Origin of the sequence: Idiomarina sp. UBA3162 (assembly GCF_002364475.1) — a bacterium.
Taxonomy (GTDB): Bacteria; Pseudomonadota; Gammaproteobacteria; order Enterobacterales; family Alteromonadaceae; genus Idiomarina.
The window spans coordinates 1-11883 of the sequence record NZ_DEYI01000037.1 but is presented as its reverse complement, the minus strand read 5'-3'; the positions used below and the strand labels follow the sequence as shown (position 1 = coordinate 11883).

General features: G+C 48.9%; 10 protein-coding genes. 7 read left to right on the top strand and 3 right to left on the bottom strand.

The genetic code is table 11. The features are described 5' to 3' along the window. The coding region (locus B2X00_RS04085; protein WP_290486229.1) for a dihydrolipoyllysine-residue acetyltransferase at positions 1 to 1353 on the top strand (1353 nt) is incomplete at its 5' end. 51 nt (positions 1354 to 1404) lie between these two features. On the opposite strand, the gene B2X00_RS04080 is transcribed toward B2X00_RS04085, so the two are convergent. Further along, positions 1405 to 2298, bottom strand: coding sequence for a DMT family transporter (locus tag B2X00_RS04080; RefSeq protein WP_006955706.1), 894 nt, complete (start codon positions 2296 to 2298; stop codon positions 1405 to 1407). Positions 2299 to 2395: 97 nt separating this feature from the next. On the opposite strand from B2X00_RS04080, the gene B2X00_RS04075 reads away from it, so the two are divergent. Continuing rightward, complete coding sequence (locus B2X00_RS04075; protein WP_071462427.1) at positions 2396 to 2812, top strand: VOC family protein; 417 nt, start codon at positions 2396 to 2398, stop codon at positions 2810 to 2812. Between the two features lie 79 nt (positions 2813 to 2891). Next, the gene (locus tag B2X00_RS04070) at positions 2892 to 4196 is read left to right on the top strand and encodes a methyl-accepting chemotaxis protein (protein ID WP_290486228.1); all 1305 of its coding nucleotides are present in this window, start codon (positions 2892 to 2894) and stop codon (positions 4194 to 4196) included. Here the strand turns inward: B2X00_RS04070 and B2X00_RS04065 are convergent. After that, entirely contained in the window at positions 4193 to 5764 is a 1572-nt protein-coding gene (locus B2X00_RS04065) for an AbgT family transporter (protein ID WP_290486227.1), read from the bottom strand. The two genes, B2X00_RS04070 and B2X00_RS04065, sit on opposite strands and share 4 nt — an antisense overlap. Positions 5765 to 5857: 93 nt before the next feature. Between B2X00_RS04065 and rnhB the strand changes: the two genes are divergently transcribed. The 4 genes from rnhB (at position 5858) to B2X00_RS04045 (ending at position 10438) form a co-directional block, all read left to right on the top strand. Beyond that, entirely contained in the window at positions 5858 to 6424 is a 567-nt protein-coding gene (gene rnhB / locus B2X00_RS04060) for a ribonuclease HII (RefSeq protein WP_290486226.1), read from the top strand. Between the two features lie 66 nt (positions 6425 to 6490). Then, positions 6491 to 7435, top strand: coding sequence for an isopenicillin N synthase family dioxygenase (locus B2X00_RS04055; RefSeq protein ID WP_290486225.1), 945 nt, complete (start codon positions 6491 to 6493; stop codon positions 7433 to 7435). Continuing rightward, on the top strand, positions 7432 to 9207 hold the full coding sequence (locus tag B2X00_RS04050; RefSeq protein WP_290486224.1) for a bifunctional metallophosphatase/5'-nucleotidase: 1776 nt from the start codon (positions 7432 to 7434) through the stop codon (positions 9205 to 9207). Before B2X00_RS04055 ends, B2X00_RS04050 begins: the two co-directional genes overlap by 4 nt. A 10-nt stretch (positions 9208 to 9217) precedes the next feature. Further along, complete coding sequence (locus B2X00_RS04045) at positions 9218 to 10438, top strand: multidrug effflux MFS transporter (protein ID WP_290486223.1); 1221 nt, start codon at positions 9218 to 9220, stop codon at positions 10436 to 10438. A 73-nt stretch (positions 10439 to 10511) separates the two neighbouring features. Here B2X00_RS04045 and B2X00_RS04040 read toward each other — a convergent pair. Next, on the bottom strand, positions 10512 to 11883 hold a 1372-nt coding region (locus B2X00_RS04040), incomplete at its 5' end, for an acyl-CoA dehydrogenase domain-containing protein (protein ID WP_290486222.1).

Here is an 11883-nt window from a genome sequence, read left to right as displayed (position 1 = left end):
ATCGCAAAAGTTCACGAGCCGTTATTCCGCATCAACGCCGAAGGTGATGCTTCTGATGATGCTGCGCCGGCATCTGACGATGCTGCACCTGCTTCTTCGGATGATGCTGAAACCACTGATTTCATCCTGCCGGATATCGGCGAAGGTATCGTGGAATGCGAAATCGTTGAGTGGCTCGTCAGCGAAGGCGATGAGGTCAAAGAAGATCAGCCCGTTGTCGAAGTCATGACTGACAAAGCAACAGTTGAAATCCCGGCTAAAGAAGACGGCAAAGTGGTTAAGCTTTATCACAAGAAAGGTGATATCGCTGAGGTTCATAAACCGTTATTCGCGCTGCAACCTGCGGGTGGTGTTGAACCAAGCAAGCAGGCTAAAGATTCAGCGCAAGCGCAACAGAAGAATACCCCAAGCCAGTCGGCAGATGGCGGTGCAGAACCTGCGCAGCCAGCACGTCAAGGTAAGGCCGTCGCGAGTCCTGCGGTGCGTCGTTTAGCGCGTGAAAATAGCATTAACATCGCGGACGTGCCAGGTTCGGGTAAAAAAGGTCGAGTGTTAAAACAAGACATTAAAGACTTTGTCGCGGGTGATAAGTTAGCACCACAAGCGAGTACACAACAGCAAACGAAGACTCCTGCACAGCAGAGCGGTGGTACGCGTACCGAAGCAATCCGTGGTGTGAAAGCGGCGATGGCGAAGCAGATGATGAACTCTGTCAGTACCATTCCGCACTTCACTTACTCGGACGAGTTTGACCTGACGAACTTGATTGCATTGCGTGAAAAACTCAAAGAGCAATATAAAGAACAAGGTGTTCGCCTTACGGTGATGCCGTTCTTTATTAAGGCGCTGTCATTGGCGCTGAAAGAGTTCCCGATCATGAACGCGCAGGTCAACGATGATTGCACGGAAGTCACTTATTTTGACGACCACAATATCGGCATGGCGGTTGATACCAAAATCGGCTTGTTGGTACCTAATGTAAAACAGGTACAAAACAAGAGTATTATTGATGTGGCAAATGAAGTGACACGTCTGACCCAAGCGGCACGCGAGGGCAAAGTACCACAAGCCGATATGAAAGGCGGTACCATCAGCATTTCAAACATCGGTGTTATTGGCGGCACGGTGGCAACGCCGATTATTAATAAGCCGGAAGCAGCGATTGTCGCATTAGGTAAAGTACAAGAGTTGCCACGTTTTGATGCGAATGGTCAAGTGGTTGCACGTAAGATGATGACGGTGAGCTGGTCAGGCGACCACCGTATTATCGATGGCGGCACCATCGCGCGCTTTAATAAGCGTTGGCAAGAGTTTCTTGAAGATCCCACCAGCATGCTGGTGAATATGGTCTAACGGGACTGACTAGAAAAAAGGCGCTCCACAGAGCGCCTTTTTTAATGGTCATTAACCAAGGGATTTCTTTTTAATGCGAATGCGCTGAAAGACTAACCCGGTGATAATCAGCACTAAGCCAGCGATAGTGCTCATGTGTATGGTTTCGCCAATGATTTGGTTGAGTAAAATCAGCGAAATAAACGGCGATAAAAATATCAAATTACTAATAAGTGATGTATTGGTTGCGGTTTTCATTGCGCTCATCCACAGCAAGAACGTAATACCCATTTCAAATAAGCCGACATAGCTCACTGCCAGCCATCCTTGCCATGGGATCCCGCTCCAATCGTCAAACCATACTGATGCTACCCACAAGAACGGAAGCGATAAACCGAAAGCAAGCACTAACTGTACGACCGAATCAGCGTTACGTTTGGTATTGATAATCCAGTATAAGGCCCAAAGAAAGGTCGATAGTAGTGCCCATAAAACGCCCTCTAGATTACTGAATGAAAGTCCTATAATATCGCCACGCGTCGCAATCACCAGCACACCTAAATAGCCCAAGGCGCTGGCAAACCAATCCCGCTTACGAATTTTTTGTTTAAGTAATACCGCTGCCATAAATGTGAGCGCAATGGCCCAGGTATAATTGAGCGGTTGAGCCTCCGATGCGGGAAGCAACGAGTAGGCCTCGAACAACACTAAGTAGTACACCGTGGGGTTGAGCACACCAATTAAAAGGTAGTAAAGAGGCATCCGGCGCAGCTCAAGCAAAAGTTGCGCTTGCTTACCTTGAATGAATGCAACGAGGGTCAGTACGAGGCATGAAACGGCACTCGCAGCGGTCACCATTTGCAGGGGGGAGAGGTAGTTAAGCGTGATCTTGAAGGCGGTTGCTACCGTAGACCATAGCAACACAGCGGAAAGTGCATAAAGAAACGCCTTTTTGTCGTTTTCCATTATCTCCCCCTTTAGTGCAAATCAAGTGATTGGCGCGGAGAATAGCGCACTTTGGGGTGAGTGCCTAGCTTAGTTTAAATGGAGTTTAAAAGGTCGTATGAGTGGATATTTAAGTGTCATTACTTTGGTTGTCGATGACCTCAATCGAAGTTTTGAGTTTTACAATCAAGTATTTGATTGGCCTAATAAAGGCTTGCAAGGTAATCGAGAAGATGACACTCAAGTGGCATTTTTTTCGCCGCAGGGGAACGTAAAAATTGCACTTTGGCCACGCGAGAGCTTTAATCGCCAACTAGAGATCAATAGCGTCCACTCGCCTTGCATGGGTACCACGATGCAAAGCCTTAATGTGGAATCGGAAGCTGCGGTGGAAGCCTTATTTGATCGTGCGATGCATGCCTTTGCAGAATCCATCAAGCCACCCCATTGGCAACCTTGGCATTGCTACGGTGCCTACTTTAAAGACCCTGATGGCCACCTATGGGAAATCACCTTTAATCCATCCAAAGCTTAAGAGATAAACCCATCACTTAGTTGTAAGGATTGGTAGTAACAAATTTTAGAGTGCATACTCTAAAATGCCGGAGGAAAGTATGTTTAATCGGCAATTAAAACAACAGCTTGAAGCAGCACAGCAAGTTGCTTCGCAGCTACAGTCGACATTTGACGCAATTGATAACCACGTCGCACGCATCGATTTTACCCCAGCAGGTGACGTCATTGATGCTAACAGTGTGTTTTTAGGCGCGATGCAGTGTTCATTAGAGGCTATCGTCGGACGTCACCATCGACAGTTCTGTGATAGCGAGCTTGCTTCTTCGGATGATTACCGCCAGTTTTGGCGTGATCTCGCCCAGGGTATTGCGAAAAAAGGCCGGTTTAAGCGTCGACGTCCGACAGGTGAAGAACTGTGGTTAGAGGCGACATACTTTCCCGTGCGTGATGCTCAGGGGCGTGTGAATCGTATTATGAAAATTGCTTCGGATGTCACCGCCGAGGTGGCGCAGCTTAATCGACAACGTTCGATTACCGAGGCGATTAGCCGTTCGATGGCGGCCATTGAGTTTGATACCCAAGGTCACGTGTTGTGGGCAAATGATAACTTTTGCCGAACCATGGGTTATCGACTCGAGGATATTCAGGGTAAACATCATCGAATATTCTGTGATGACAGTTTCTATCAAAAACATCCTGACTTTTGGCAAAAGTTGAGCCAAGGTCAGTTTGAAGCCGGTCAGTTTAAACGTAATCGCAAAAATGGCGAGAATATTTATTTAGAAGCGACCTATAATCCGATTAAAGATGAAACCGGCACAGTGCAATCGATTATTAAGTTTGCGACCGATATAACCGAGCAAGCCGTTGCTTCGCAGCAGGCTGAAGAAGCGGCTGAAATCGCTCAGAGTACTTCGCTACAAACGGCGCATATTGTTAAAGATGCAATGAAAGGTATTCAACGTAATGCGAATACGGCAGCGGACATCGTCAAACGGAGTGAACAAGCCGATGCGGTGGTGCAAGAACTCAAGTCGCAGTCGGTTAAAATCAGTGAAACGGTAAAAACCATTAATGGTCTTGCTGATCAAACCAACCTGTTAGCACTGAATGCGGCGATTGAGGCTGCGCGTGCTGGTGAACATGGACGGGGCTTTGCTGTGGTGGCGGACGAAGTGCGGCAGTTGGCAAACCGGACAACGCAGGCAACGGCTGAGATCAGTCAAGTGATGACCATGAGTGAGGGCGTTTCTGCCCGAATTTCTGAAAATATGGCGGCGATCCAGCAGGTCGCGCAAACCGGCGAAGAACAGATGCAGGAGATTCGTGCCATTATGGAGGAAATTGATCAAGGGGCGAACAACGTAGTGAACGCTGTCGCCCGCTTGAACGTGGGTCATTAGCCGGCTGCTGGGTAAGCGTAGCTTGAGCCAAAGCCCAGCGGAATGCCGAGTGTCCAGTAAAGGACCAAGAAAATAGACCAAATAACCAGTAACGCAATCGAGTACGGTAGCATCATGGAGACTAAGGTACCAATGCCCGTACTCTTAACATAGCGCTGACAGTACAACACGATCAGTGGGAAGTAGGGCAATAACGGCGTAATAATGTTACTGCTTGAATCCCCGACTCGATAGGCGGCCTGCGTCAAATCAGGCGAGTAACCGAGTTGCATCAACATCGGTACTAAAATCGGCGAAATCAGCGCCCATTTAGCGGATGATGAGCCAACAAACAGGTTGATAAACGCCACTAGAAAAACAATACCCACCATGGTCACCCCACCAGACAACTCCAATGAAGCGAGGAAGGTGGCACCTTTGACGGACAGCAACGTACCTAGCTGTGAATCGCCGAATGCTTTAATAAACAGCGCGCAGAAGAATGCCATGACAATGTAGTACGCCATACCTTCCATCGCGGTCGACATCGCCTTGATGACATCCTGTGAGTTAGTAAAGGTTTTCGCGACAAAGCCGTGCACAATGCCTGGTACCACGAAGAACAAGAAAATCAGCGGTACAATCATGCCAAATATAGGCGCCGTGACACTGGCAAGGTTGCCCTCGCTGTCGGCGAGTGGTGACTGGTCTATGACTGCAAGATAGGTCAGCAGGGCGGCACCCGCGAGCATGGTGATCACCGCGGTTTTAAACGCTTTTTTATCTTGCGGCGTGACATCATCAAGTTGCGGCATATCCTCTTGGTCGCCATCAATGGGCACATTTTTAAGGCGTGGCTCAATGACTTTGTCCGTTAAAAACCAACCAATAGCAACGACCACCAGTGAAGAGGCGGCAGTGAATGCATAGTTGTTAAGTGGGTTCAGTTGTACTGAAGGATCAATAATCTGTGCAGCGCTCTCGGTAAAGCCTTGCAGTAAGGGATCAATCGCCGAGGGCACAAAGTTCGCGCTAAAGCCCCCTGAGACACCGGCAAATGCGGCTGCGATACCCGCTAGTGGATGACGTCCCGCTGCGTAGAAAATAACACCGCCTAACGGGATAACTAACACATAACCCGCATCTACAGCAGTGTGACTGACTATTGCAACCAAAATAAGCATGGGGGTTAACAGCATTTTGGGTGTAACACGCAGCATCAATTTGATACCCACGTTAATAAAGCCCGAGCGTTCTGCTACCCCGACACCTAACATGGCGACTAAGACCACGCCGAGTGGCGCAAAGGTCATAAAGGTATTGACCATACCCGTGAGGAACGAGGTCAGTTGATCGCTCGCTAATAAATTGGTGATAGAGATGGCATCACCGGTGACGGGGTGGCGTTCGGCAAAGTCGACATACGAAAGCCCCCACGAAACAAAGGCAACAATAATCAGTAAGCCAAAGAACATCACTGCCGGGTCCGGTAGCTTATTACCGACTTTTTCGATGCCATCTAGGAATCGATTCAGCAATGTATTCGGCGACTGTTTGGCCGTAGGCGTAGGCGTTTCAGAATCGCTCATGGTATCCTCTTATTAAAGTTAGAATGGTTAAATTAAAAATGCTGTGGAAAATGTTATCACAGTGTTAAAAAACGAAGGTAGAGACTTTACGCGATGATTTGTGGAGTAGATGAAGCAGGGCGTGGCCCAATCGCAGGACCTGTTGTAGCCGCTGCTGTTATTTTAGACCCCGAACAGCCGATCGAGGGACTCAATGACTCTAAAAAGTTGAGCGCAAAAAAACGCGAGCGCTTGAGTGAAGAGATAAAAGCAAAGGCGCTGTATTGGAGTATCGCACAAAGTGATGTCGACGAAATTGACCAACTCAATATTCTGTGGGCGTCAATGCTGGCGATGAAGCGTGCAGTGGAAGCGCTGCCAGAAGCCCCGAGTGAGGTGCTTGTGGATGGCAATCGTGTACCTGACCTCGCCGTGCCAGCGCGCGCTGTCGTGGGCGGTGACGCCAGTGAACCGACCATCGCTGCGGCATCAATACTCGCAAAAGTTGAACGGGATCGACAAATGCTGGAGTGGCACCAAACCTACCCACAGTATGAGTTCGATCGCCACAAAGCCTACGGCACCGCGCGTCACCTTGAATTACTGAAGCTACATGGGCCATGTGTCATTCATCGACGCAGTTTTAGACCGGTACGTGAAGCCCTCAACGCTTGTGATTAAAGCGGTTTCTTTTTAAACTATACAGCCTTTTGTTTTGCTGTTTTTCGACAATTTACGGATGTACCCATGCAATCAACTAATCACTCAATTCCCCACGTGGATATGCGTCGTTACGACGAAGATTTTCAAGCATTTACTAAGGATGTCGGTAACGGCTACGAAGAATATGGATTTATTGCGCTGACAAATCATGGTGTTGATACACAGTTGATTGAACGAGCTCTGGATACTTGCCGTGAGCTATTCGCACTGCCCGAAGACGTGAAAATGAAATATCACCGACCAGGAGAAGGGGGTGCACGGGGTTATACGCCGTTTGGTACCGAGATTGCAAAAGATGCAAAACATGTCGATTTAAAAGAGTTCTGGCACGTGGGGCGTGAGCTGGAAGGCGAGCCGCCATATCCACAGTTGTTACCCAACGTGTGGCCCGAGGAAATGCCTGAGTTTAAGCGCGATATGACGTTGATCTATCAAGAGCTTGATAAACTAGGCAACAAGGTATTAGACGCGTTAGCTGTGTTTTTAGACCAGCCGCGAGATTTCTTTCGCGACAAAGTCAACTTGGGTAATTCAATCCTTCGTCCGCTGCACTACCCACCGATTATCGATGAAGGGACACCGTCGGTGCGCGCTGGTGCGCATGAGGATATCAACGTGCTGACGTTGTTGGTGGGCTCGCGTGAACCTGGGCTTGAAGTATTGGCGAAGGACGGTACCTGGGTGCCGGTCACCATTATTGAAGGCGCTATTATTTGTAACGTGGGTGACATGCTGCAACGACTCACTAACCACCAGTTGCCGTCAACAACTCACCGCGTGGTGAACCCACCGATGCCTTACAGCGCTAAATCGCGTTATTCGATTCCGTTCTTTTTGCATTTTAATCCTGATGTAATGATTACACCGTTGGAATCATGTATTTCTGAAGAAAATCCACAAAAAGATGAACCTATTACCGCGGATGACTATCTGATGGAACGGTTACGCGAAATAGGTTTGATAAAATGAAACAGGTTGTAATTTCGTCGCTGGCGCTTACTTTGTTGGGTGCCTGCGCTTCTACGCCGCAACAACCCGTGGCGCCGAAGCCTTTTGAATTGACTATTGCACATATTAACGATCATCACTCGCACCTAGCTCCGAGCGAATTAAGCTTTGATTGGGCAGGGCAGGCGTGGCAAGTCGAAACGGGTGGCTTCCCGCGTATGACGGCGATGATTGACCAGATTAGACAGAACAACCAAAACGTTCTGACATTACATGCGGGCGATGCCATTACCGGTAGCGTGTTTTTCAAACGCTTGGGTAGCGCCGCCGATGCGCGCTTTATGAACGATACCTGCTTTGATGCGTTCACCATTGGGAATCATGAATTTGATACCGGGGATGCTGGATTAAAAACCTTTTTAGATCAGCTTGGAACGACGCGCTGTAATACCGCGAAGTTGTCCGCCAATATTGAACCCGAAATTGGTGTTTCGCCGTTAACACCGCAAACGGCAACGGATTCTTTTCAGCCTTATACGATTATTCAGCGTAATGGGCAGTCGCTTGGGCTGGTTGGTTTAACCATCGCCCAGCGCACTATGCAAACCTCGCACCCGGATAAAACCACACGGTTAACCGATGAATTAGCCGCTGCTCAGCGTAGCGTTGCGGCACTGCAGGCGCAGGGTATTGAAAAGATTATTCTATTAACGCATGTGCAATACCAAAATGATATCGACTTCGCCGGCAAGTTGCCGGGCGTGGATGTTATTATTGGTGGAGATTCGCACACTTTGCTCGGGGATTTTAGCGCGTTCGGTATCGATGCCGACGGTGCTTACCCAACGCAGGTGACCAACGCGGAAGGCGATCCGGTTTGTATCGCGCATGCGTATAAATACAGCCAGGTAGTCGGTGAGCTACACGTCACCTTTGATGGTGATCGGGTGGCAAGTTGCTCGGGGCGTCCGCACTATTTGATTGGCTCTGATGTACAGCCCAAGGCGGGCGCAGTAACGACCGTACAGCCGGTACTTGATGCGTTGGACCAATCGGGCGTTTTTACGCGCATAGAACCCGATACACAGCAGCAAGCGTGGTTGGATACGTACCAACAACAGATTGACGCGTTTGCCAATGAAGTCTTAGCTAAGGTGCCACAGCGCATTTGTACGCAACCCATTGGCACACCACGTCGTGCCGAGTGTGGGCAGCAACAAAGTTCAGGCTTGCAACGTTTAATTGCCGAATCATTCTTAGCCGCAGCGCCTGACGCTGATTTTGCGATTCAAAACGGTGATGGGTCACGTGGCGATATCGAGCCAGGCACCTTTACCGTAGGTGATGCATACAAGTTATTACCGTACGGCAATACGTTGATGACGATCGAGATCAGTGGTTCTGAGTTAAAGCAAGTCTTGGAAGAGGCTCTGAATTTTGCCGTAACGGGTGACGATAATATCGGTGCCTATCCTTACGGTGCGAACATTCAGTACTCAATTAACTTACAGCAAGGCTTTGGAGACCGTATTTCCGACATCAAAGTGTGGGATGACGAGCAGCAAACGTGGAAAGCTGTAAGACCACGGGATACCTATCGCGTGGTGACTAATAGTTACATTGCTGGTGGACAAAGTGGCTATAAAACCTTTTTAACGTTGTCTGACCGGGGTCGAGCCCACAATACCGGTATCGACTATGCACAAGCCTTCGCGGACTATGTGCGCCAATTTGATCAACTCAAGCGACCAACACAGTTTGCTACGCAGGAGTTTGTACCCGTAAAAGAATAGGAGTGAACACATGAGTGGAACGCAGCGCGATTCCTTTACCGTATCTGATTCAGCACGATTCGATTTTGTAGTTATTATTCTTGCGTTGCTGACAGCTTTCGCGCCGCTTTCCATCGACATGTATTTGCCGGCATTTACGGCAATTGCGGCAGACTATCAAACCGATACACATCGCGTTGAGCTCTCGCTCAGCGCGTTCTTTTTTGGCTTGTTCATTGGTCAGTTACTCTACGGCACGGCGACGGATAAATTTGGTCGTAAAAAGCCGCTGTATATTGGCCTCGCCATCTATGTTGTGACTTCCATTGCCTGTGCTTGGGCACCTGACATCGAATGGTTAATCGTGCTGCGCTTTTTCCAAGCGATTGGCGCTTGTGCCGGTATTGTCATTGCTCGTGCCGTGGTGCGTGATCTCTACACACCGCAGGCTTCTGCGCGCGTATTTTCCTTTTTGATTTTAGTGATGGGTGTGGCGCCTATTTTGGCACCGCTGTTTGGTAACTATGTCACTGAATGGTTTGGTTGGCGGGCGATTTTTTGGATTGTCAGCGTACTCGGCGTTGCGTGCGCCTTTGTTATTCATCTCGTATTGCCTGAAACCCGCGGGCGTCGCTATGACGTGCGCATGCGACATAGTGGCCGAACCTATTGGGACGTTTTAAAAGATCGTAGCTTTCTGCGCTACTCACTGACAGGTGGCATTGCACAAGCAGGCTTATTTGCTTACATCACAGGCTCGCCATTGATGTTCATCGAGCTGTTTGACTTTACACCATCAGCTTATAGCTGGCTGTTTGGCGCGAACGCGGTGGGTATCATCGGTTTTTCGCAGCTTAACGGATGGCTATTAAAGTATTACCCAACACGTAAAATTCTTAACGTATCTTTGCCTATTTTAGCGGTCGTTTCAGTGGGGATGGCGGTTGCTGCCTATGTAAAAGCACCGGTATGGGGCATTTTAGTGCCGTTATTCGCCTACATCTCCACGCTGGGCCTAGTTTTCCCCAATGCCATGGCAGGGGCACTGGCTAACCAACAAGAGCGCGCAGGCTCTGCTTCAGCGGTGACAGGGAGTTTGCAGTTTTTAATTGCAGGCCTAGTTTCTATGGGCGTCAACTCAGTCAGCGGCTTAACCGACTATGCGATGGCATGGGTAATTGGCTCTACTGGCATTATTGCTGTCGTTACGTACCGGTTGATGCGTTATGAAGAGCCGGAGTCAGCGACCTAATCGCGATTAAGGGTATAAAAAAAGGCGCTCAATTGAGCGCCTTTTTACGATCAAGGAACCGATGAATCTCTGCTTAAGCAGCTTCACCTTGTTTCTTATCCGTCAGGTTTTTTAGTGCGTAATCGAACGCTGCCTGACCTGCCAACAAGTCTGCTGGATCAAAGTCATCCACGTTAATGGTGCGTAAACGACCTTCCTCAGTGCGCTTCATTAACTCAGCTTCTTCCTCGTTAATCACGCCTAATTCAAGACCGCGCTCTGCCAATGCGTCGAGCTGGGTAAAGCTAAAGCGTTCGCCAGCCGCTTTACAGATCTTCGCGTGCAATGGCTCGCACTTAATCATGTTGACTAAGGTTTCCTCTAAGAATCCAAAGTGACCTTCTGGGCTTAAGAACTGACCTTCACCTAAACGGGTACGTACATCGTTTGGCTCCATCAGGATGCGTGCCACTTTATGATCGGCTTTATCGCTTGGACGATGTGCAATGCGACCGAATGGGAACATGACAGCGCGCATCGCAGTACCCACGCCACCCATGTTACGCAACAATTCGATTTGCGCTTCCTGTAGTTTATACAAGGTATCCTGCATCGCCCAATGCATAAGTGGTAAATCTTCTTTTAAGCGACCTTGGTCATGGAAGCGTTTAAGTACAGCAGAGCCAATGAACAAGTAACTCAGCATGTCACCTAAACGTGCAGAGATACGCTCTTTACGTTTTAGGTTACCGCCGTACATGCCCATCGCAACGTCCGACAACAAGGCTAGGTTAGCGCTGAAGCGGTTCATTTGCTGATAGTACTGCTTGCTTGAGTCGCTCGCAGGTACTGAGCTTAAGCGGTGACCGCCAAAGCCGTAGAATAATGAACGGACAAAGTTGCTTGCAGCAAAGCCAATGTGACCAAACAACGCTTTATCAAATTTGTTCAACGCTTCTGGACCACTTTCAGCTGACGCGTTCATTTCCTCAAGGACATAAGGATGGCAACGGATTGCGCCCTGACCATAAATCATCATGCTACGAGTCAGAATGTTGGCACCCTCAACGGTAATCGCAACAGGTACGCCTTGGTAACCACGACCCAAATAGTTGTTTGGACCTAAGCAGATACCTTTACCACCGTGGATATCCATCGCATCATCCATGCAGGCACGCAACTTCTCGGTCATGTGGTATTTCGCGATAGCCGAGATAACCGATGGTTTCTCACCTAAATCGATACCCGCAGTCGCTAAGGTTGTTACCGAATCCATTAAGTAGGCGTTACCACCAATGCGTGCCATCGGCTCTTCAACACCTTCCATTTTACCGATAGGCAGTTTGAACTGACGACGGATTCGAGAGTATGCACCGGTTGCCAATGCCATTTGTTTGATACCACCGGCACTGTTTGAAGGCAGGGTAATACAACGTCCCACGGACAAACACTCAACCAGCATACGC

Bases quoted from the DNA above. Each gene is read 5' to 3' on its own strand.
- B2X00_RS04075 (WP_071462427.1), top strand. From the start codon at position 2,396: ATGAGTGGATATTTAAGTGTCATTACTTTGGTTGTCGATGACCTCAAT.
- B2X00_RS04050 (WP_290486224.1), top strand. From the start codon at position 7,432: ATGAAACAGGTTGTAATTTCGTCGCTGGCGCTTACTTTGTTGGGTGCC.
- B2X00_RS04045 (WP_290486223.1), top strand. From the start codon at position 9,218: ATGAGTGGAACGCAGCGCGATTCCTTTACCGTATCTGATTCAGCACGA.
- rnhB (WP_290486226.1), top strand. From the start codon at position 5,858: ATGATTTGTGGAGTAGATGAAGCAGGGCGTGGCCCAATCGCAGGACCT.
- B2X00_RS04070 (WP_290486228.1), top strand. From the start codon at position 2,892: ATGTTTAATCGGCAATTAAAACAACAGCTTGAAGCAGCACAGCAAGTT.
- B2X00_RS04080 (WP_006955706.1), bottom strand. From the start codon at position 2,298: ATGGAAAACGACAAAAAGGCGTTTCTTTATGCACTTTCCGCTGTGTTG.
- B2X00_RS04055 (WP_290486225.1), top strand. From the start codon at position 6,491: ATGCAATCAACTAATCACTCAATTCCCCACGTGGATATGCGTCGTTAC.
- B2X00_RS04065 (WP_290486227.1), bottom strand. From the start codon at position 5,764: ATGAGCGATTCTGAAACGCCTACGCCTACGGCCAAACAGTCGCCGAAT.